This window comes from Nonomuraea bangladeshensis, assembly GCF_039529455.1.
GTDB lineage: Bacteria > Actinomycetota > Actinomycetes > Streptosporangiales > Streptosporangiaceae > Nonomuraea > Nonomuraea bangladeshensis.
Genome location: NZ_BAAAMV010000001.1, coordinates 394080 through 413890 on the forward strand (window position 1 = coordinate 394080; position 19811 = coordinate 413890).

A 19811-nucleotide genomic window follows, 5' to 3' on the forward strand; every position below is an offset into this window, starting at 1 on the left:
CACCGGTTTTCCGGTATGACTTCCGACATGACCACGATCATCAGGCCCGATGCGGTGCGCGCCCGGCTGGCCTACCAGGAGGTGCTCGCCCGGGCCGAAGAGGACGCCGAGGGCATGGCCAGAGCTGAGCGGCAGACCGAGCGAGCGATCCAGATACTGCGCTCTCGTGAGGCCGGCCGCTGATCCCGTTCGGCTCCGTGCTGGACGACACCGTCCTGATCGAGCTGGGCACTTGGACCGGCCCGTCCTCACCGCAGACGCGGGCCTCTGGGACACGGTCAAGGCGCCGGCTTGAGCTGATTCAGGCGTCCAAATCCGGGACACCCTCCGCCCGCTGGGCCGATCCTTCCCCTGGGGCGCTCGCTTGTGCTTCCCTTGAGAGGTGAGGCTGGTCCGATGAGGCGCGGCGACGACCGCTCCATCCACGCCCTGCGCGCCACGTCGCAATTTGCCGCTTTGGAACCCATATGGGCTGGCATCAGCTCGACCATCCAACTGCGCGCACTGCTCGTCTTCGGAGCGCTCTTCAACGAGCGCGTCTACGTGCACGACACGCAGCTCGTCGACAACCCCCGCGTGGTGGGCGACTTCAGCAGGTCCGACCTGCGGGAGAGCAACTTCTACCGGCTCCTCAGAGAGCTCATCGCGGCGGGCGTCGTCGCGGTCGGGCTCCGGGAGCACAACTACCTCTACCGTGAGGACCGGCTCGATCCCTGCGACTCCCTGACCGACGTGCTGGGGAGCTGGAAGAAGAACAGCCCGGACGGCAAGGGCTGGGTCATCTCGCCGATCTCGCAGGCACGCGACCGGATGATCACCGAGCTCGACGGCGTTCTCGCCGGCGACGGTTCCGTCGTCGTCCGCTACGACTACGCGCGGACGAAGGACGGATTCATGCGGCAGGTCCGCGACGCCGCGAACTCGCCGGACTCGGTGCTCGCGGGCCTGCTGTCCCAGCAGCCCGCCGAGCTGCGCAGACGGTACGACGCCATTCTCGCGAGGCCGCGTTTCTCGCACACGCCGATCTTCGCGTTGCTGCACGATTCCGGTCTTCCGGTGAACGACCAGCTGATCCAGATCCACGGCCTCTTCGACGAGATCGCGCACGCGAACGCGTTCAACGCCCGGCTGCTGGGGTCCGACTGGGACTCCGGCCCAGGCAAGGGCCTCGCCGAAGCCGTACTCAGCGATGGGCCGTTCGAGCAGAGGGACGCCACCCCACGGTTGCGGGCGGAAGAACTCGTGGAGGCGGCCTATCGCATGGTCGAAGGGCCGTCACCCGACCTGCTCGCCATGCTGCGCTTCGAGGAGATCCTGGAGCTGCGCGGGCGGGCCAGAGAGCTGTTCGAGATCCAGTCGTACCTCGAACTGCCCGACACCCGCGACCCCGACGACGCGCTGTCCGCCGCTCTGGCCGACTGCGCGGCCGACTACTGGCAGCACATCTGCGACCACATCCGATCGACGCGCCCGCACCTGACGGTGAAACCCTCCAAGATCGGCATCTTCCTGCGCAGAAGGATGCCGAAGCTCGCCAGGGCGGCCGAACGGTTCGCCACGACCGGCCTGTCCACGCTCACCGAAGTGGCCTTCAACGCCGTGCCCCTCATCGGCGGGATGGTGAGCGAGGAGTCGAAGCACAGCATGCTGCGGCGGGCCAACCTGGAGTTCGTGTTCTTCACGAAGTTCGCGCGCACGCGCGAGCTGCGGGACTTCTATCCGCACCGAGGCTGGATCTCCTCCGACATGAGAGTGATCACGAGCCGATGAGGCCGCATTCTTCTCCTGGAGGTTCTGATGTCCACAGCAGCTCCTCTCGCCGAGCGCGACGGGCTGACCTGGTCCGTGAGGGCCGGCAGCGGCGACCGCGTCGGCCCGGGCCCGCACGAGCAGGACATCTGGCGGCTCGCCCGGTCGTTCGGCGGGACGGGGGCGGCGTTCGTGGACGTCGGGGCGCACGTCGGGCACTTCGCCCTCCGGCTGGCCGCGGCGTTCGCGAAGGTCATCGCCATCGAGCCGAACCCGGCCGCCCTGACCACGCTGCGGACGAACGTCCGGCTCAACGGCATCGGCAACATCGATGTCCAGCCCGTCGCGGCGCACGACCGCACGGCGCGGCTGCGGCTCTGGGACCCCTACGACGTGGTCGCCGGCCCCTGCACCCGCACCCTGGACCTCGACGAGCCGGTCACCGTGCCCGCGGACTGCGAGGTCTCTTTGCTCCACCGTGGACCGGACGGTTACGGCGCCTTCCTGGGCGACGTGGACGCGCTCCCGATCGACCTCATCGCGTCCCGGTCCGAGGAGACCGTCCGGCTGATCAAGATCGATGTCGAGGGGCACGAGGGCAGGACGCTGGCGGGCGCGAGCGAGACGATCCGGCGCCATCAGCCGGCGATCCTGATCGAGATGCACGACTCGATGTACGGCGAACGGATCAAACAGGAAGTGGTGCGGCAACTGTCGCGCCACGGCTACCTGTGGTGCGACTTCTCCCTCTATCAGCGATCGAAGATGACGACGTCGGACATGTGCCCGTACATCTACGCCGAGCCGGAAAGCATCGGCCGCCGACAGGAATTCCTCGATTACGCCGAGCAGGTCAACGTGGACGCCGCCTCACGCTGGCTGACGGTGCCGTGAAACAGTCAGTATCACCACGTCCATCTCCTCGCGCCGAACCCAGCACAACGCCTCGAAGTCACCCACCGCCGCCTTGAACACCCCCGCACCCTCGTCGATGACCCGCAGCGCGCCGGACTCCAGATCGGTGGAGAGGTATTCCAGCGAGTCGACGATGTGCTTGGCCGCCACCGGATCGTCGGCGTGAATCGCCCGGATCTCCCGCACGGCGGGCGCGGCGAGCAGGATCTCGTAGTAACCCTTCACAGGGCGATCTCGCGCCGCAGGTCACCGAGCCGCATCGTCTCCATCCCCGCGCCGAGCTCCGCGATCAACCTCACTCCCAGCAACCGGTCGGCGGCATCCTCGGTCGCGGCGAGCGCGCTCATCCCTGCGGCGGCCACCTCGTAGGGAACCATGGCGGCCACCACCTCACGGCCGTCCTCCAGGAGAACGACCTCTCCCGCGACCGCTTGCTCGACCGCCTCCTGGACCGCGGCGGCGGTGGCGGGAAGGCGCAACGTACGGTTTCTCATGCCCAGGCGGCTCTTCCTGTCCGAGAACGGCGCGACTTCCCCAGCCTAAAGCCCTTTACCCTGCCACGACCTCAGCAACCCAGCAGGTCAACGGCGACTTTCCTGTCACCCTGAGGTCACCGGGACGCAGGCGCGACAGGCGGTGCGCATCTTCCGCGAGGGAGGCGTGAACGCCAGCCATTCATGAGGCGTCATACACACGAACTGCACATCAAACCTCAAAGGATTACAAGTGCGCCTCGTCGCCCCTGTCGCCGCCCTGGTGGCCGCCGCCGTCGCTCTCACGCCGGCGGCTCCCGCTCAGGCCGCCGCCCCCACGGTGAAGATCTCCCGGATCTGGTACGACTCGCCCGGCTCACCGGACTTCGGCGCGAACAGCAGCCTCAACGGCGAGTACGTACAGATCAAGAACACCGGCCGGAGCGCGGTCAAGCTCAGCGGCTGGACCGTCCGCGACGAGACGGCCCGAGCGGACCACGTCTACACGTTCGGCGATGTCACCCTCAAAGCGGGCAAGACGGTCACCCTGCGGACCGGCAGGGGCCGCGACACCGCCACCACGCTGTACTGGGGCCGGAGCGGCGGCACCCTCGCCTACATCTGGAACCAGGTCAAGGACACCGGATACCTCCGCGACGCCCGAGGCCGGCTCGTCCACAAGTGCTCGTACAACAGCAGCCGCACCGCCTACAAGGACTGTTGATCGCTCATCCACTTCGGGAACCCGTCCGGGGCGGAGACGACCTGGATGTTGCCGCCGTGGCGGGAGGCAGAGCGGTGAGACGTCGGGTCGAGATGGCGACGAGGAGCCCGAGTGCGGCGTAGGCCGCGCCGAGCAGGCTGGCGGCCGGCCATCCCATGGCGCTGTAGGCCCAGGTGGTGGTGATCGCACCGAGCGCGGAGCCGAGGGAGTAGAAGGCCATGTAGGCGCCGATGACGCTGCTGCTCCGGTCGGGGCGGGCGGTGGTGAGCAGGTGCTGGCTGCTGACGTGAACGGCTTGCACGGCGAAGTCCAGGACGATGACGCCGGCGATCAGCGGCCACAGCGATGACCGCGCTTGAGCGATCAGCAGCCAGGAGACCGTGAGCAGGGCCAGCGACCAGCCGGTGACCGAGGGTGCCAGGCCCCGGTCGGCCCATCGGCCGGCCCGGGCCGCGCCCAGCGCCCCGGTCAGACCGGCGAGTCCGAACAATCCGATCTCGCCGGTGCCAAGGTGCCACGGCTCGTCACCGAGCGGGAGCGCCAGTCCGCTCCACAGCGTGCCGAAAGAGGCGAACAGGAAGAACGCGACCAGTCCCCGGCTGAGGAAGAGCCGGTCGCCGACGACCAGACGACCCAGCGATGACAGCAGGTGCCCGTACCGGGCTCGGGGGCGGCGGATGTCGGCCTCCAGGGTGAAGCGGGCGGCGAGCGCGAGCATCGCGCAGAACCCGGCGATCACGAGGTAGACCGTGCGCCAGCCGGTCAGCTCGCCCAGTGTGCCCGCCACCACCCGTACGCCGAGTATCCCGATGACCACGCCCGAGGTGACCGCTCCGATGTTGCGGCCCCGCACGCCGGCCGGTGAGACGGCGGCGACGTAGGCCACCGTGATCTGGACGACCACGGCGAACAGTCCGGCCAGGGCCAGGCCCGCGATCGCGATGCCACCGCTGGGTGCGGCGGCAGCCACCCCCGCACCTCCTGCGGTGAGCAGCAGGTGCACCGTGATGAGCCTGCGGCGGTCGAACAGGTCGCCGAGCGGGACGAGCAGCACCAGCCCCGCGAGATAGCCCATCTGGCCGGCGGCGACCAGCCACCCCAGCGCTCCTTCCCCCAGTCCGAGGTCCTCGCCCGCGGCCTCGAGGACCGGCTGGATGCCGTAGATGGTCGACACCGCCACCGCGCACACCAGCGCGAGCACGATCCGCTGCCTCCCGGTCAATCCTGACGGCACATCACCCTCCAATAGGTTTCAAAATGCAACCTATCCAGGATAAGGGCATAATGGTTTCAGATTGCAACTCATCTACGGAGGGGTCAGTGGACGTCACACTCGCCGCAGGAGGCGCTTGGACCGACCCGGCCTGCCCGGTCGCGCGGACCGTCGACCTGATAGGCGACCGATGGAGCCTGCTGATCATCCGCGACGCGATGGACGGGGCGACGACCTTCACCGAGTTCCATCAGCGGCTGGGGATCGCCCGCAACATCCTCGCCGACCGGCTCCGCAAACTCGTCGAGCACGGCATCCTCGACAAGAGCGCCACCGCCGACGGCAGACGGCACACCTACCGGCTCACCGCGGCGGGGCAGGACCTCTTCACGGCCGTCGTCGCCCTGCGCCAATGGGGCGAGCGCCACGCCTTCGCCCCGGACGAGCCGCACTCCGTTCTCGTCGACGGCCGAGGGCGGAAGCTTCCCGAACTCCACCCACTCGATCAGGACGGCGCGCCGCTCTCCGCCGAGGCGTCGCACGTCCGGAAAACCGCCTGAGCCCAGCCGCGCCAGTCGCCCCGGCCGGACAAGCCCTGGCATGGACGTGCCCCTGCGGCGACACCGTCCACGAGCTCCGTCAGGTGAGCTGATGGAGCACCTGCGCTGACGACGCATATCCGAAATCACCAACCTCCTGACCGGGGGCCCTTTCAGAGATGACATGTCCGGGTAACACTGGTGGGCGTGTCATCGGGCCAGGATCATCCGCGCCTGCCCCTGCCCCTGCTGCGCGGGCGCGGCGACGAGGAGAGCGTGCTGCTGCGGCTGCTCGGCGACGCCCGCGACGGGCGGGGCGGCGCGCTGCTGCTGACGGGCGTGGCGGGCATCGGCAAGACGGCGCTGCTCGACCTGGCCGTGGCCCGCGCCACGCCCGATTTTCTGGTGCTGCGGGTGTCCGGTGTGACGGCGGAGTCGCGGCTGCCGTACGCGGGGCTGCACGGCCTGCTCGGCCCGATCGCCGCAGCGGCGGACGGGCTTCCCGAGGCGCAGGTCCGCGCTCTGCGGGAGGCTTTGGAGAGCGGTACGACGGCTCCCGGCCTGGCGCTGCCCGCCGCCGTGCTCGGGCTGCTGTCGGCGGTCGCCGCCGGCAACAGCCCAGTGCTCGCGTGCGTGGACGACGTGGACCGCCTCGACGCGGCCAGCAGGGACGCGCTCGCGTTCGCGGCCCGCCGCCTGGGCCGGGCGCGCGTCGTCCTGCTGTTCGCCGCCCGGTCCCCGTCCGGGCTCGACGGGGTGCCGGCGCGGGCCGTCGGAGGGCTCGGGCAGGACGCCGTACGGGAGCTGGCCGCCGACCTGACCCCCGAACGGCGGCTGCCGGAAGACCTGGTCGCGGCCCTCGACGCCGTCGCCCGCGGCAACCCGCTCGCGCTCACCGAACTCGTCGGCTCGCTCACCCCCGACCAGCTCGCCGGGGCCGCCGCCCCGCCCACGGCGCTCCCGCGAAGCGGCCGGCTGTGGCGCGAGCACGCCGCGCTGCTCGCCGCGCTCCCCCGCGAGACCCGCCGCCTGCTGCTCCTGATCGCCGCCGACCCCGCCCTGGACGTGGCCACCCTCCTCCGGGCCGCCCGCCCCGCCTGCGCGCTGACCGCGCTCGAACCGGCCGAACAGGCCGGGGTCCTGCTCGCCGACGGCGACCGGTACGCCTTCCGCGACCCGGCCGTACGCGCCGTGGCCTACCAGGACGCCTCCCTGTCCGAACGCCGGCACGCCCACCGCCTTCTCGCCACCCTGCTCACCGAGCCCCCGTCCCGCCACACCGCTGACCCGTCCTCCGGCACGCGGCTGCGCCGGGCCTGGCACCGGTCATGGGCACTGGACGCCCCCGCCGCGCGCGTCGCCGACGACCTGGCCGCCGCCGCCCTGGCCGCACGCCCCCTGGACGACCACCCGGAGCCGTACCTGGCGCTGGAACGCGCCGCCGACCTCACCACGCATCCCATGCTCAAGGCCGAGCGCCTGGCGGCCGCCGCCCGCCTCGCCTGGACCTCCGGCCGCCCCCAGGCCGCCCGTTCCCTCCTCGCCCGGCTGCGCGCCCTGCCCGCCCCCGGCCTCGCCCCGCCCGACGAGCTGCGTGGCCGCGTACAGTTCCTGAGCGGCAGCCTCGAACTGCTCGGCGGCGAGACGGGCAGCGCCCGCGAGGAGCTGCTGGCCGCCGCCGGCCGGCTGCTGGACGGCGAGCAGCGCATGCTCGGCGTCCGCGCCCTGGTCCGGGCCGCCGACGCCAGCTACCGCGCGGGCGACATCAGGGCGTTCATCGCGATCGCCCGCCACGCCGCCGCGCTCCGCCGCCCGGACGAGAGCGCCCCCACGGAGCTGATGTTCGAGTACCTGGCGGGCATGGCGGCCACGCTCAGCGGCTCGCACGAGGAGGCCGCGGGCCCGCTCCGGCGCGTGGTCGAGCTGGCCGGATCCGTACAGGACCCGTCCGTGCTGGTCTGGGCGTGCGTGGCCAGCATGCTGCTCGGCGAGGGCGCCATCGCCCACCGCCTGTCGGCGCGCGCCGTCGAGTCCGCCCGGGTCCGGGGCGTCGCCTCCGCGATCCCCCAGCTCCTGGAGTACATGATCTACCCGGACTACTGGACCGGCCGCTACGCCTCGCTCGCCGAGACCGCCGCCCGCGGGCTGCGCCTGGCGCAGGAGACCGGGCAGCTCAACACGGCGGCCCAGCACCTCGCCTGGCTCGCGATCACCGCGGCCGTGGAGGGCGACCAGGAGGCCTGCCGGGTACGCGCCGACGCCGCCATCGACCTCGCCGACGCCCACGACCTCGGCCTCGCGGGCGCGATCGGCAACTGGGCGCTCGCCTACCTCGACCTGGCCGCCGGCCGCCCCGCCGACGCCGCCCAGCGGCTGCGCGCCGAACGCCGCAACAGCCACGTCGTCATCCGGGTCATGGCGACGCCGCACCTGATCGAGGCGTGCGCGCGTACCGGCGACCGCGAGCGGGCCTCCGCCGCGCTGCGCGTGCTCGAACGCTGGGTCGGCAGCACCCGCAGCCCCGATTTGCGCGCTCTCGTGGCCCGCTGCCGCGCGCTGCTCGCCCCGGCGGGTGAGGGCGACGAGCTGTTCCTGGAGGCGCTGGAGCTGCACGGGCAGGGGTTGTGCGAGTTCGAGACGGCCCGCACCCGCCTGCTGTACGGGAGCGCGCTGCGCCGCGAGCGCCGCCCCGGCGCGGCCCGCACCCATCTGCACGCCGCCTTAGAGACGTTCGAACGGTACGGCGCCCGTCTGTGGACCGGCCAGGCGCGGGCCGAGCTGCGCGCCTCCGGTGACACGACCCACCCCACCGCCGCCGCCCCGGGCACGGCCGCTCCCCTCACCGCGCAGCAGCTCCAGATCGCCAGGATGGTCGCCGGGGGCGCGACCAACAAGGAGATCGCCGAGCAGCTCTTCCTGAGCCGCCGCACCGTCGAGCACCACCTGCGCAACATCTTCAGCCGGCTCGGCGTACGCTCGCGGGTCGAGCTGACCCGCCTGTTCATTTCCTGAACGTGAACCGGTGATTACACCGATGCGCGCCTGACTGCCGCTCCCAACAATGACGAGGTACGGCAGTAACCCCCCGACGAGCAGGGAGTATGACGACGTGCAGCTCTCCACCCCCCACCGCGGCGCGCGAACGTTGACCAAACTCGCCCTCGCCCTCGCCCTCGCCGCCGGCGGCGTCGCGACCGCCGCGCCGGCTCAGGCCGCGAGCCCGTACGAGCGCGGCCCCAACCCCACGGACTCCCTGCTGGAGGCGAGCCGCGGCCCGTTCGCCACCGCCCAGCAGAGCGTCTCCTCGCTCAGCGTCAGCGGCTTCGGCGGCGGCGTGATCTACTACCCGACGGACACCAGCCAGGGGACGTTCGGCGCGATCGCGATCTCCCCCGGCTACACCGCCACCTGGGCCAGCCTGGCCTGGCTCGGCCCGCGGATCGCCTCGCACGGCTTCGTGGTCATCGGCATCGAGACCAACACGATCTACGACCAGCCCGCCAGCCGCGGCCGTCAGCTCCTCGCCGCGCTCGACTACCTGACGCAGCGCAGCTCGACCACGATCCGCAGCCGCATCGACAGCTCACGCCTGGCCGTCGCCGGGCACTCGATGGGCGGCGGCGGCACGCTCGAAGCCGCGAACAGCCGCCCGTCGCTGCAGGCCGCCGTGCCGCTCGCGCCGTGGAACCTCACCAAGTCGTGGAGCGGCGTCCGCGTCCCCACCATGATCATCGGCGGTCAGGCGGACACCGTCGCCCCGGTCGCCACCCACTCCCAGCCCTTCTACACCAGCATCCCGTCCTCGTCCGAGAAGGCGTACCTGGAGCTGGCCGGCGCCAGCCACTTCTTCCCGCAGACCACGAACACCACCATGGCCAAGTCGATGGTGGCCTGGCTGAAGCGCTGGGTGGACGACGACACCCGCTACGACCCGTTCCTCTGCCCGGCCCCGCGCGGCCTCGCCATCTCCGAGTACCGCGACACCTGCCCGAACGGCTGACCCGCCGAAGAACGACGACGGCCGCTCCCGGCGACGGGGGCGGCCGTCCGCCGTCAGTCGCCCTTGACGCACCTGGCGACGAGGAAGGCCGGGTGCCGGGCGGCGTCCCGGCGTTCGGCGGTCCAGGTCTCGGGCGGCTCGGGCTCGGCGAGGACGTCCAGCCGCAGTCCGTGGCGGCGGAACGTGTTGAGGTAGGTGGACAGCGTCCGGTGGTTGGCGCCGACCTGGCGGCGGAGCGAGGAGAGCTCGCCGTCCGCCCGCCACCAGCCCTCGTCGTGGTAGCGGCCCCCTTCCGGCCAGGACCCCGAGACGTGGTGGCCGCCGGGGAAGCAGGGATGCAGGATCGAGCAGACGAACGTCCCCCCGGGGCGCAGGGCGCGGGCCGTCGCGTCGATGGCGGCGTCGAGGTCGTCGATGTCGGAGAGACCGAAGTTGCAGGTCACGACGTCGTACGGGGACGCGGACAGCCAAGGCTGGTCCGGCGCCGTGAGGTCGGCGTGTACGTAGGTGATGCCCAGGGCGGTTTCGCGTTCGGCCTCGCGGGCGACGGCGAGCAGGGCGGCGGAGACGTCCACGCCGGTGACGGTGGCGTGGCGGCGGGCGAGCTCGCGGGTGACGCGGCCGTGGCCGCAGGCGAGGTCGAGGACCCGGCGGCCGGCGATGGGCTCCGCGAGGGAGAGCAGGCGGAGTGAGGCCGGGTCGTCGATGGCGTCCGTCCAGCCGGACGCGTAGAAGTCGGCGACGGCGTCGTAGCGGGCGGCCTGGCGGGGCGACATGCGTACGACGGTATGCGCCGGCCGGCGGGGCGGGCCAGGGTTGTTCACGCTCGGCAAAGAGTGCTTCATGGCGGGGCACCGATCGGGTCTCGGCGGGGGTGGGGGCGGGGCCGGTTGGAGGAGGATCGCCAGCGGGTCGGGCACGTACGCCACGTTCGTGCGGGGGGACGGGACGGAATGGGCATGCCGGGGATCGCGGCGGTCGTCGCGCTCGCAGTGCTGGGGGTCGGGGGCGGCGACTGTGGTGAGCGTCCGGCCCGGCCGGGCCGGATCGGCGGTGAGTGGTCCTGGACGGCTGATCGGCTGGGACCGCTGGCCGCGGGAGAGCCGGAGGAGATGGACGACCTCACCGGCGAGCCGGGAGCGGGCGGACCTCAACCAGCCGGGCCTCAACCAGCCGGGCCGCAACCGGGCGGGCCTCAACCGGGCGGGCCTCAGCCCGGCGGGCCTCAGCCCGGCGGGTCAGGGCCAAGCGGGTCAAGGCCAAGCGGGTCGAGGCCGAGCGGGTCGAGGCCAAGCGGGTCGAGGCCAAGCGGGTCAAGGCCGAGCGCGTCAGGCGCCGGCGCGCCGGGGACCGAACGCGAGGTCCGGTTGCGCGTCCGGCAGGAGGCGATGCCCGCGACGCTGCTCGCCGGGGAACGGGCGACACTGCGGGTGACCGTCACCAACACCGGCCCCGCCGAAGCCGCCGACGTCACCGTCACCGACACCCTGGACCCCGCCCTCACCCCGGACCTCGCCGCACTCCCCGACGGCTGCGACCGCGCCGGCCGGGCCGTCACCTGCGGCGGACCGGGCACGACCCTCCTCCCCGGCCAGAACCTGACCTACGACCTCCCCATCACCGTGGACCCGTCGCTCCGGGACGGGGTGGAAGTCGTCGCCCGCGCCGAGGCCACCGCCGGCCCCGAGGCGGCGGAGGTCGCGCTGCTGGCCGCCCCGGTACGGTCGTTCGCCGACGTGGAGCTCGTCCTGGCCGCCCCGCCCGCCGTGCACGCCGGCGACGTCATCGGCTACCTGCTCACCGTCACCAACCACGGCCCGGCCAGGGCCGCGGACGTCACGGTCCGGAGCCGGAACCGCGACCCGGGGGCCACGGTCACCGACCGCCCGGCCGCCGAGTGCCCCGGCAGCGGCCGTACGGTGGCCTGCGACCTCGGCGACCTGGCTCCCGGCGAGGTGCGCACGCTCGCGCTCGCCATCGCCCCCGGCCCCACGGTCCCGTTCGAGAACTGCGCCACGGTCCGTACGGCGGGCCGCGACCGCGACCGCGCCGACAACCGCTCCTGCGCGTCCACCACGGTGGAGCCCGCCCCCGCGCCCGCGGAGCTCCCTGCTCCCCCGCCCGCCCGGCCGGAGCGCCCGAACCACCCGGAGCCGCTCGCGGAGGCGTCGTACGACGAGCCGCCGCGGCAGGTGGACGAGCCCTTCGCACCCGCAGCGGCGAAGGGCGGCCACGTGGTGATGGAGGAGGAGCCGGGGCCGGCCGGCGAGGAGGTGTCGGCCGGCCTCCCGATGACGGGCGTGTCGTTGTGGATGCTGGTGCTCGGCGTCCCGGTCCTGCTCGCGATCGGCCTGATGGTGCGCTTCCTCGACAGGCAGGGGCGCGCGGGAAGGGCCCGCTGAGCCCGTCAGCGAGGGGTACGCGGCGGCGCGAGGGCGTCGCGCGTCCACGATCCGAGCACCAGCAGCGTCTTGGTGCCCGTCACGTCCCCGGCCCTGCGCAGCCGGTCGATGACCTGCTGGAGGTGGCCGAGGTCGCGTACCCGGACGTGGATCAGCGCGTCCGGGTCGCCGGCGATCGTGAAGACCTGAACCACCTCCTGCACCTCGGTCGCGGTCCTGACGATCTCGCTGACCGGCGTCGTCCCCGGGTAGCGCAGCTCGGTGAACGCCTCGATGCCCCAGCCGAGCTTGGCGTAGTCGATCTGCACGGTGAACCCGGTGATGACGCCGAGGTCGCGCAGCCGGTCGACGCGCCGCTTGACGGCGGCCACGGACAGCCCGACCAGCTCGGCCATCTCGGAGAACGTCCTGCGCCCGTCCTCCCTGAGCAGCCGCAGCACGTGGTGGTCGATCTCGTCCACCTCAGGCACGCCCGATCCCCTCCCTACGGCGCAAAGATGACCCGCTCTACGGGCGGTCTCCCTCATATTGTTTGCGTCTTCGGCGCACCTTCTCATCTAATACTTGCGCATACCAGTCCAGCTTGCTGTGCTGGGCGTCACAGCTGGGCATCACAACAGAACGGTTCAAGCCAGGAGGTAGCGCGTGGGCGCGAGCGTGACTCCCACCCCGGTGTCGCTCGACGACAAGTACACGGCGCGGGACGGCCGGGTGCTCATCTCGGGCGTCCAGGCCCTGGTCCGCCTGACCCTGGAGCAGCGGTGGCTGGACCGGGAGCGCGGGCTGGACACGCGGGCGTTCGTCTCCGGCTACCAGGGCTCGCCGCTGGGGGGCGTGGACCTGGAGATGGGGCGGGCCGCGCGCTTCCTGGACGAGGCGGGCGTGGTCTTCCGCCCGGGGCTGAACGAGGAGCTGGCCGCCACGTCGGTGGCCGGCACCCAGCTGCTCGGTCAGGTGCCGGGCCGCCGCCACGAGGGCGTGACCGGCTTCTGGTACGGCAAGAACCCCGGCCTCGACCGCGCCGCCGACGCCCTCAGGCACGCCAACGTGGCCGGCACCGCCCCGCTCGGCGGCGCCGTGGCCTGGATCGGCGACGACCCCGGCTGCAAGTCCTCCACGCTGCCCAGCTCGTGCGAGCCGATGTGCCAGAGCCTGTCGCTGCCGCTGCTCGCGCCCGGCTCGGTCGCGGAGATCGTCGAGTTCGGGCTGCACGCGGTGGCCATGTCCCGCGCCACGGGCCTGTGGACGGGGCTGAAGATCGTCGCCGACATCGCCGACGCCTCGGCCACCGTGGACCTCGGCCCGCTGCGCGCGGGCGTCCCGGTGCCGGAGCGCGTACCGGCCAAGCCCGCTCCCCTCCTGCTCGGAGCGGCCGCGCTGGACGCCGAGCACGACATGCTCACCCGCCGCCTCGACCTGGCCCGCGCCTACGCCCGCGAGCACGGGCTCAACCGGGTCATGTCGGGCGCGAACCAGACCCGGCTCGGCATCGTGGCCTCCGGCACCACGTACGCGGTGGTGCTGCGCGCCCTGGCCGACCTCGGCCTCGACGAGCGGGCCCGGGACGACCTGGGGCTGCGGCTGATCCGGCTGGCGATGCCGTTCCCGCTCGCGTACGACGACCTGGCGGCCATGACCGCCGGGCTCGACCGGGTGCTGGTGGTCGAGGACAAGGTGCCGTTCCTGGAGGGGCAGGTCAAGCAGGCCCTGTACGACGCCGAGCGCCCCCCGGCGGTCTCCGGCCGCGACCTGCTGACCGCGCGCGGCACGCTGACCGCCGACGACGTGGCCGGGGCGGTCGCGGCCTGCGTCGGCCCCGACCGGCTGCCCCGGCAGGCCGTCACCATCCGGAAGGCGGGCCTCGCCGGGACGCGGCTGCCGATGGTGGCGGCGCGCACGCCGTACTTCTGCTCGGGCTGCCCCCACAACACCTCCACCCGCGCCGCCGACGACACGCTGGTCGGCGTCGGCATCGGCTGCCACGCGATGATCGCCCTGGACGGGCACGGGCGCGGCACCCAGGTCGGCCTCACCCAGATGGGCGGCGAAGGGGCGCAGTGGATCGGGCTGGCGCCGTTCACCGATGACCGGCACTTCGTGCAGAACCTCGGCGACGGCACCTTCCACCACTCCGGCTCCCTCGCGATCAGGGCCGCCGTGGCGGCCGGGGTGACGATGACGTACAAACTGCTCTACAACGACGCCGTCGCCATGACCGGCGGCCAGCGCGCCGAGGGGCGGCTGGACGTGCCGGCGCTCACGCACGAGCTGGCGATCGAGGGCGTACGCCGGATCGTGGTCACGACGCCGGAGCCGGAGACGTACAAGGGGGTGCGGCTGGCGGGGATCGCCTCCGTACGGCACCGCGACGAGCTGGCCGCCGCCGAGCGCGAGCTCGCGGCGCTCGACGGGGTGACGGTGCTCATCCACGACGACCGGTGCGCCGCCGAGGAGCGGCGGCTGCGCAAGCGCGGCAAACTGCCCACGCCCACCCGCAAGGTCGTGGTGAACGAGCGGGTCTGCGAAGGTTGCGGCGACTGCGGCGAGGCGTCCACGTGCCTGTCCGTGCAGCCCGTCGAGACCGAGTACGGCCGCAAGACCCGCATCCACCAGGCGTCCTGCAACTCCGACCTGAGCTGCCTGAAGGGCGACTGCCCGTCGTTCCTGCTGGTGGAGCCGGGGGCCGGGCCCGCCGCCCGTGAGCTGCCCGCGCTTCCCGTCGATCCGCCCGAGCCGGACCGGCCGCATGGCGACGTGCTGATCAGGATGCCGGGCATCGGCGGCACCGGCGTCGTCACCGTCTCGCAGATCCTCCAGATGGCCGCGCACCTCGACGGGCTGCACGCGGCCGGGCTGGAGCAGACGGGCCTGGCGCAGAAGGGCGGGCCGGTGGTGAGCGACGTACGCATCTCCGCCCGCCCGGCGGAGGGCTCGGTGCGTGCCTCGCGCGGCCTCGCCGACGTGCTCATCGGCTTCGACGTGCTCGGCGCGGCCTCCGAGGCGAACCTGGCCGTGGCCGCCCCCGACCGTACGGCCGCCGTGCTCAACACGGCCGTCGTGCCCACCGCCGCCATGGTGACAGGCCGGCTGCCGGTGCCGGGCCACGCCTCCGCCGTCGCCCGGGTGCGGCAGGAGGCCCGCGAGGTCTTCTGCCTGGACGCGCACGAGCTGGCCGAGGCGCTGTTCGGCGACCACATGCCGGCGAACCTGCTGCTGCTCGGGGCCGCGTACCAGCGGGGCCTGCTGCCGGTCTCCGCCGAGGCCATCGAGCGGGCCGTCACGCTCAACCGGGCCGCGGTCGAGCAGAACCTCGCCGCCTTCCGCTGGGGCCGGGCCGCCGTCACCGACCCCGAGGCCGTCCGCCGGGCCGCGCTGCCGCCCGCCGAGGAGCCGGTCGAGAAGCTGGAGGAGGTGGTGGCCGTCCGCGCCGCCGACCTGACCGGCTACCAGAACGCGGCCTACGCCCGCTCGTACGCCGACGAGGTCCACAGGATCGCCGAACGGGCCACCGAGCGGGCCGGCGAGGAGGCGGGCACGGCGATCGCCCTCGCCTACGCGCGCGGCCTGCACAAGCTGATGGCGTACAAGGACGAGTACGAGGTCGCCCGCCTCCACCTCGACCCCGCCGAGCGGGCCAGGCGTGAGCGCGAGCACGGCGCCGACGCGAAGGTGTCGGTGCTGCTGCACCCGCCGGTGCTGCGCGCGATGGGCATGAAGCGCAAGATCGAGCTGCGCCGTACGGCTCCGGTGCTGTTCCGCGGGCTGCGGGCGGCGCGGGTGCTGCGCGGGACGGCGTTCGACGTGTTCGGGCTGGCGAAGGTGCGGCGCGTCGAGCGCGAGCTGGTCGGCGAGTACCGCGAGCTGGTGCGCGCCGCCCTCGACCGGCTCACCCCGGCCACCGCCGCCGCGGTCACGGAGGTCGCCGGGCTGCCCGAGCTGATCCGCGGGTACGAGGACATCAAGCTGGCCCGCGTCGCCGAGTTCCGCGAACGCGCGGCGGCCGCGCTGGCCCGCCTGCGGCAAGCACCCGTCCCGAGCCAGGATTCCGCCCCTCGTCAGGAGGAAGTGTGACAGTCGAGCGCCTGCTGCCGAACCAGGACGCCGAGGACCTCATCGAGCTGACCCGCGAGATCGCCGACAAGGAGCTCGCCCGCCGGGTCGACGAGCACGAACGCGCCGAGACCTACCCGGAGGGGCTGTTCGCCACGCTGGGCGAGGCGGGGCTGCTCGGGCTGGCGTACCCGGAGGAGCAAGGGGGCGGCGGCCAGCCGTACGAGGTGTACCTGCAGGTCATCGAGGAGCTGGCGATGCGCTGGGCGTCGGTCGCGGTCGCGACCAGCGTGCACACGCTGGCCTGCTTCCCCGTGGCCACGTACGGCAGCGCCGAGCAGCGGGCGCGCTGGCTGCCCGACATGCTGGCCGGGCGGATCATCGGCGGCTACAGCCTGTCGGAGCCGCAGGCCGGCTCGGACGCCGGCGCGCTCACCTGCAAGGCCGAACGGGTCGCGGACGGCTACCGGGTGACCGGCAACAAGGCGTGGATCACGCACGGCGGCATCGCCGACTTCTACGCGCTGTTCGCCCGCACGGGGACGGGCTCGCGCGGCGTCTCCTGCTTCCTCGCGCCCGGCCACGCCGACGGCCTGACCTTCGGCCGGCCCGAGGAGAAGATGGGCCTGCACGCCGTACCGACCACCGCCGCCCACTACGACGGCGTCCTCCTGGAGCCCGACCGGCTGATCGGCGAGGAGGGCCAGGGGCTGCAGATCGCCTTCAGCGCCCTCGACAGCGGCCGCCTCGGCATCGCCGCCTGCGCGACCGGCCTCGCCCAGGCCGCCCTGGACGAGGCGGTGGCCTACGCCAAGGAGCGCCACACGTTCGGCAAGAAGATCATCGACCATCAGGGCCTGGGCTTCCTGCTCGCCGACATGGCGGCCGCGGTGGACAGCGCGCGCGCCACGTACCTGGACGCCGCCCGCCGCCGCGACGCCGGCCTGCCGTACAGCCGCCAGGCGAGCGTCGCCAAGCTGGTCGCGACGGACGCGGCGATGAAGGTGACGACGGATGCGGTGCAGGTGTTCGGCGGGTACGGGTATACGCGGGAGTTCCGGGTCGAGCGGTACATGCGCGAGGCCAAGATCATGCAAATCTTCGAGGGCACCAACCAGATCCAGCGCCTCGTCATCAGCCGGCACTTGGCCAAGTAGCCCCTGACGTGCGAGAACCCCGCTTCCCTGTGGTGGGAGGCGGGGTTCTTCGTGATGGAATTGAGCTCTAGATGATCACTCTTCCGTCTCTGTTCCGTGAGAGACGTCGCGCGAACGGAACAGGCGGTCGTCGATGGGCCCTGCGGCGCAGTCGTGGGGCCGTCAGGTGTGAATGGACGCGGAGGGTGAACCCGGGTCGCCGTGGCCAAGGTACTCGGCGAGTCCCCTGACCGAATGCCACCGGCCAGCGCGGCATTGGCGTAGTAGTGCCGGAGCTGCTGCAATCCCTCTCTGCGGGAAGTGTGTAGCGCTTTCGCTAACGGGTCCTTTCATGATGGCGGGATCACTTCCGCCTCGACGAGTGCGGGTGTCCAAAAGTTTTGCTGTAGATCCATGATCTTATGTGGGGGCCATCGGTCGAACAGAATGCCGTTCCGCGCTCACCGTCGCGTGGAAGCCGTGACGCCAGAACGGCCGTCTTGACAAACAGAACGAGGCCCACGAACGCTTGTTGCCGCTCTTCATCAAAGGGCTCAGAGCTGCCAAAAGGCCAGGGACGAAGATCTGAAATCGAACGGCTAGGCCGAAAAGCTACCCGTCGCCATCCGTAGCGCCATAGTGATCCGAGGTGATTTCCTGAGGTGTCGGTCGGGTCCTGGTTGATGAGCAGCACGCCTATCCGACTTGCGCCGGGGGGCGCCGCTGACGACAGCCACCGCCGAGTCCCGTGTGCGGGGAGAGCATCAGAGACCAAAGCATGGGTGGGCGAGCGAACTATCCTATTGGGACATTCAGAATGGCAAGTCGTCCATCAAAGAATTTAGTCTAGGCACAGAACGCCGGAGGGGACAAATGAGCATGGGTCACCAGCGTCGGAATCGAACACGTGCATCGTCCAGCAAGGAAAGTCAAGGACAGGCCACAGCAACCGAGACAAAGTCGAAGCCCACAAAAATGGTCAAAGGGCATTTGCAGCCGGAGCCAGATACAAAGATTTCACAGGCAGACAAGCCGGAAACACCTATGGCCGAGGCGAAGAAGAAGGGGTGGATTGACCTGATCCAGATTTGGATCGGGATCGCGACAGGAATGATTGCACTCTTGTTATCGATCATCAACTGGGCAAGCCTTAACCGTAAGCCAGAGCTGACACTCAGTCTGCCGCCCCTGATTCGGATAGCTCAAGCTGACGACGTGTGGCTATACCTTCAACCAACGTTCAGCACGACAACGAAGACCGAGACGACCGACTACATCACCGGCATGGAGCTACAAGTCCGCCCACGTACGGCCCCTGCCGCATCGACAAACCTAGTGTGGGACGAGACAGGTACATGGGTCTACGATCCCACAAAACAGGAAACGACCTGGGCGTACGAGTCCGATCCAGAGCCATTGCTCGTCACCCAGGACAGTCCTAGATCGCCGATAATCTTATTCTCGGTCGACAATTGGCAGTTTCGTCCGGGTCGCTATGAGCTCGAGCTGAGAGCGACTAGAAGCAGTACCCCTTCTCCTTTGTCCGTAACGTTCTGTCTCGATATAGATGCGAACAATGAAGCTACCTTCAAGAGAGGGGGACAGTATCGCTGGCGCGCATTCCGGCGTAGTCCAACAGGCAGCACTCAGCCCGCGACTGAGGCTTGCTACCGAGCATAGAAGAGCACGAGAATTGCGAATCTTCGGCGGACTCGGAACTTTCGGGGAGCATGAAGAGCAGCGCGCGAACTCGACAGCTTACATTCGGTCTGCCAAGTGGCTTCTGGTTCTCGCACTCGAGCGGCCCTGCAATGCGTACGTATGCGGGACAATAGCGGAATGATCCTCGCGGTACACGAACCAGCCGTACAGACATCACCCTCCTGGTTCGAGAATCAGGCACTTGCCAGGTTTGCGGCAGCGAACCTTCGCGGCGATGCGCTGCAGCGGTTCTATGAGTTCTCCGAGACCTGGGAGGAGAAGTACGCCGCGATCGTGCGTGTGTGGGAGACCATCTGGGCCGAGTTCGTGCCCTTCCTGGCCTACGACGTCAAGATCCGCAAGATGACCTGCTCCACCAACACCATTGAAAGCGTCACGCCCGCATCCGAAAGGCTGTCCGAGCCCGCGGCCACCTCCCGAACGAGACTGCCGCCCTGAAGTGTGCGTTCATGGCCTGATGAGCGAAGGGCCCCTGCCAGCCTTTGAACGCTTCAACGACCAGGATCAGCGATTTAGCCGACACCCTCCCGCCACCTGGCCAAGTAGCCTCTGACATGCGAAAACTCGCTCCCCTGCGCCGGAGGCAGGGTTCGGCCCCGCCCTGCTCTCTAGGTGTGTTCTCCGGCCTGGCCTTTCTTGAGGTCGTCGAGGCCTCGCTGGCAGACGGCCAGTTGGATGTTCTCGCTGAGGGCGTTGGCGACGACCACGCTAGCGACGATCGCCTCGTGGCAGGGCGGGGTTCCGTGCTGGCTGCAACCGCCTCTGGCGGCCGTACTGGTTCGGTTCTTGAACCAGCCCGAAGGCTGGGGGGCGAGGATCTCCACGATGGTCGATCTCATGACCCTCAACGTAGGAAGCCGCGTCATCCACGGCGACCTCCTCGGCGGG

General features: G+C 71.0%; 16 protein-coding genes and 1 pseudogene. 11 read left to right on the forward strand and 6 right to left on the reverse strand.

The features are described 5' to 3' along the window. The first annotated feature begins 27 nt into the window (after positions 1–27). The 3 genes from ABD292_RS01690 to ABD292_RS01700 all read left to right on the forward strand — a co-directional run bounded on the left by ABD292_RS01690 (position 28) and on the right by ABD292_RS01700 (position 2643). The gene (locus ABD292_RS01690; RefSeq protein ID WP_344204680.1) at positions 28–183 is read left to right on the forward strand and encodes a hypothetical protein; all 156 of its coding nucleotides are present in this window, start codon (positions 28–30) and stop codon (positions 181–183) included. Positions 184–396: 213 nt separating this feature from the next. Beyond that, the gene (locus ABD292_RS01695; protein ID WP_344204682.1) at positions 397–1770 is read left to right on the forward strand and encodes a hypothetical protein; all 1374 of its coding nucleotides are present in this window, start codon (positions 397–399) and stop codon (positions 1768–1770) included. A gap of 27 nt (positions 1771–1797) precedes the next feature. Continuing rightward, positions 1798–2643 carry an FkbM family methyltransferase gene (locus ABD292_RS01700; RefSeq protein ID WP_344204683.1) on the forward strand — a complete coding sequence of 282 codons (846 nt, stop codon included), beginning with the start codon at positions 1798–1800 and terminating at the stop codon, positions 2641–2643. On the opposite strand, the gene ABD292_RS01705 is transcribed toward ABD292_RS01700, so the two are convergent. Together ABD292_RS01705 and ABD292_RS01710 are read right to left on the reverse strand one after the other, a co-directional pair. Next, positions 2620–2889 (reverse strand): hypothetical protein, encoded by a 270-nt coding sequence (locus ABD292_RS01705; protein ID WP_344204685.1) that lies wholly within the window; start codon positions 2887–2889, stop codon positions 2620–2622. The two genes, ABD292_RS01700 and ABD292_RS01705, sit on opposite strands and share 24 nt — an antisense overlap. Next, positions 2886–3158, reverse strand: coding sequence for a hypothetical protein (locus tag ABD292_RS01710; RefSeq protein ID WP_344204686.1), 273 nt, complete (start codon positions 3156–3158; stop codon positions 2886–2888). Before ABD292_RS01710 ends, ABD292_RS01705 begins: the two co-directional genes overlap by 4 nt. A 232-nt stretch (positions 3159–3390) precedes the next feature. On the opposite strand from ABD292_RS01710, the gene ABD292_RS01715 reads away from it, so the two are divergent. Then, positions 3391–3861, forward strand: a complete 471-nt coding sequence (locus ABD292_RS01715) for a lamin tail domain-containing protein (RefSeq protein ID WP_344204688.1) — start codon at positions 3391–3393, stop codon at positions 3859–3861. Positions 3862–3865: 4 nt separating this feature from the next. Here the strand turns inward: ABD292_RS01715 and ABD292_RS01720 are convergent, their stop codons facing one another. Further along, positions 3866–5095 (reverse strand): MFS transporter, encoded by a 1230-nt coding sequence (locus tag ABD292_RS01720; RefSeq protein ID WP_344204689.1) that lies wholly within the window; start codon positions 5093–5095, stop codon positions 3866–3868. A gap of 86 nt (positions 5096–5181) precedes the next feature. Here ABD292_RS01720 and ABD292_RS01725 point away from each other — a divergent pair, with 86 nt between their 5' ends. The 3 genes from ABD292_RS01725 (at position 5182) to ABD292_RS01735 (ending at position 9613) form a co-directional block, all read left to right on the forward strand. Further along, positions 5182–5634, forward strand: a complete 453-nt coding sequence (locus ABD292_RS01725) for a winged helix-turn-helix transcriptional regulator (RefSeq protein WP_344204690.1) — start codon at positions 5182–5184, stop codon at positions 5632–5634. Between the two features lie 186 nt (positions 5635–5820). After that, positions 5821–8625 carry a LuxR C-terminal-related transcriptional regulator gene (locus ABD292_RS01730; protein WP_344204691.1) on the forward strand — a complete coding sequence of 935 codons (2805 nt, stop codon included), beginning with the start codon at positions 5821–5823 and terminating at the stop codon, positions 8623–8625. 97 nt (positions 8626–8722) lie between these two features. Then, positions 8723–9613 (forward strand): alpha/beta hydrolase family protein, encoded by an 891-nt coding sequence (locus tag ABD292_RS01735; protein ID WP_371251045.1) that lies wholly within the window; start codon positions 8723–8725, stop codon positions 9611–9613. Positions 9614–9666: 53 nt separating this feature from the next. Here ABD292_RS01735 and ABD292_RS01740 read toward each other — a convergent pair whose 3' ends face one another. Continuing rightward, positions 9667–10389, reverse strand: coding sequence for a class I SAM-dependent methyltransferase (locus ABD292_RS01740; protein ID WP_344204692.1), 723 nt, complete (start codon positions 10387–10389; stop codon positions 9667–9669). Between the two features lie 336 nt (positions 10390–10725). Between ABD292_RS01740 and ABD292_RS01745 the strand changes: the two genes are divergently transcribed. Further along, the gene (locus tag ABD292_RS01745; protein ID WP_344205283.1) at positions 10726–12015 is read left to right on the forward strand and encodes a COG1361 family protein; all 1290 of its coding nucleotides are present in this window, start codon (positions 10726–10728) and stop codon (positions 12013–12015) included. A 5-nt stretch (positions 12016–12020) separates the two neighbouring features. Here the strand turns inward: ABD292_RS01745 and ABD292_RS01750 are convergent, their stop codons facing one another. Beyond that, positions 12021–12485: an Lrp/AsnC family transcriptional regulator gene (locus tag ABD292_RS01750; protein WP_344204693.1), complete on the reverse strand. Its 465-nt coding sequence runs from the start codon at positions 12483–12485 to the stop codon at positions 12021–12023. Positions 12486–12660: 175 nt separating this feature from the next. Here ABD292_RS01750 and ABD292_RS01755 point away from each other — a divergent pair, with 175 nt between their 5' ends. The 3 genes and pseudogenes from ABD292_RS01755 to ABD292_RS01765 form a co-directional block, all read left to right on the forward strand. Next, the gene (locus ABD292_RS01755) at positions 12661–16086 is read left to right on the forward strand and encodes an indolepyruvate ferredoxin oxidoreductase family protein (protein WP_344204694.1); all 3426 of its coding nucleotides are present in this window, start codon (positions 12661–12663) and stop codon (positions 16084–16086) included. Then, positions 16083–17222 carry an acyl-CoA dehydrogenase family protein gene (locus tag ABD292_RS01760; RefSeq protein ID WP_344204695.1) on the forward strand — a complete coding sequence of 380 codons (1140 nt, stop codon included), beginning with the start codon at positions 16083–16085 and terminating at the stop codon, positions 17220–17222. Before ABD292_RS01755 ends, ABD292_RS01760 begins: the two co-directional genes overlap by 4 nt. Positions 17223–19157: 1935 nt before the next feature. Then, positions 19158–19375 (forward strand): annotated as a pseudogene (locus ABD292_RS01765) (transposase); the annotation flags it as partial. Between the two features lie 156 nt (positions 19376–19531). On the opposite strand, the gene ABD292_RS01770 reads toward ABD292_RS01765, so the two are convergent. Next, positions 19532–19762 carry a hypothetical protein gene (locus ABD292_RS01770; RefSeq protein ID WP_344204696.1) on the reverse strand — a complete coding sequence of 77 codons (231 nt, stop codon included), beginning with the start codon at positions 19760–19762 and terminating at the stop codon, positions 19532–19534. Between the last annotated feature and the right edge of the window lie 49 nt (positions 19763–19811).

Bases quoted from the DNA above. Each gene is read 5' to 3' on its own strand.
- ABD292_RS01690 (WP_344204680.1), top strand. From the start codon at position 28: ATGACCACGATCATCAGGCCCGATGCGGTGCGCGCCCGGCTGGCCTAC.
- ABD292_RS01695 (WP_344204682.1), top strand. From the start codon at position 397: ATGAGGCGCGGCGACGACCGCTCCATCCACGCCCTGCGCGCCACGTCG.
- ABD292_RS01700 (WP_344204683.1), top strand. From the start codon at position 1,798: ATGTCCACAGCAGCTCCTCTCGCCGAGCGCGACGGGCTGACCTGGTCC.
- ABD292_RS01710 (WP_344204686.1), bottom strand. From the start codon at position 3,158: ATGAGAAACCGTACGTTGCGCCTTCCCGCCACCGCCGCCGCGGTCCAG.
- ABD292_RS01740 (WP_344204692.1), bottom strand. From the start codon at position 10,389: ATGTCGCCCCGCCAGGCCGCCCGCTACGACGCCGTCGCCGACTTCTAC.
- ABD292_RS01745 (WP_344205283.1), top strand. From the start codon at position 10,726: ATGGACGACCTCACCGGCGAGCCGGGAGCGGGCGGACCTCAACCAGCC.
- ABD292_RS01770 (WP_344204696.1), bottom strand. From the start codon at position 19,762: ATGAGATCGACCATCGTGGAGATCCTCGCCCCCCAGCCTTCGGGCTGG.